The sequence below is a fragment of the Acinetobacter legionensis genome, assembly GCF_048551735.1.
Taxonomy (GTDB): Bacteria; Pseudomonadota; Gammaproteobacteria; order Pseudomonadales; family Moraxellaceae; genus Acinetobacter.
The window spans coordinates 1-866 of record NZ_JBIMBV010000075.1; the positions used below are offsets into that span (position 1 = coordinate 1).

An 866-nucleotide genomic window follows, 5' to 3' on the forward strand; every position below is an offset into this window, starting at 1 on the left:
GTCTTTTTTACCTAACACTTTCAAAGTCATTCCTGATTCTGATTGGACGCTTATAAATCAATCTGCATACATTATCTATGACGGTTGTGAATATCTTGATTACTTTACCGCCCGTTTTAAAGGCATAGATCATAGACTTCAATCACTATTAACACACAGACATCTTGGTCATGACATTATATTTATCTTTCAACATGAGAAATTTGCTCATTCATTAATACGTGAAGTTTCTGAAAAGGTTCACTTGCATGAACATTATTATTCTCGTTCTTCACGTGATTTATAGGATTTTAATAATGGATTCTGAACGTAAAAAACATGATGCACATGTCAGAACTGCATTTATTCATTTCTTTCCTATGCAATTATTTTTAGTTTTGATCTCTTTAGCATTTACACTCGGTTGTGTTATTGGTAATTCTTGGGGGTATTTAGCTTGTTATTCTTTTAATTTATTGATTAGCAAGTGAAACTTGTACAAGTCTTTTCACAAAAAAGACTTGTCGAAATGATACGCAAAGGACTGATTTATAGACAAAACGTCATGTCTATGACGCTTAGATTTATGACTATAAATCGACACAAACAATATTCGAGCATTGACCCATTGATTACGCTTTTAAAGGATTAAATAATGGATTTTGACCCTAAATTTAGGTTTTTTATATCACTGGTTTTTGTCTAATGGCTCTTTTATTATTTCTAGTAATGTACTCAAATGGTAAATTATGAACTGGTTAATAAATTTACATTCACTGAAATAGCAATCTATAATATGCGGGTAACGATGCACAAAATATGATCATAATAGGGCGCTTTTAAATGGATTATTGGGTTGGAATGACAGTTTTTATTCTTATATTTGG

2 protein-coding genes are annotated in these 866 nt (G+C 30.9%); both read left to right on the forward strand.

Annotated features, from left to right (window positions below):
* The coding region (locus tag ACG9ZL_RS21055; protein ID WP_419361860.1) for a zonular occludens toxin domain-containing protein at positions 1-286 on the forward strand (286 nt) is incomplete at its 5' end.
* Between the two features lie 10 nt (positions 287-296).
* Positions 297-470 (forward strand): hypothetical protein, encoded by a 174-nt coding sequence (locus ACG9ZL_RS21060; RefSeq protein WP_419361863.1) that lies wholly within the window; start codon positions 297-299, stop codon positions 468-470.
* The last annotated feature ends 396 nt before the right edge of the window (positions 471-866 follow it).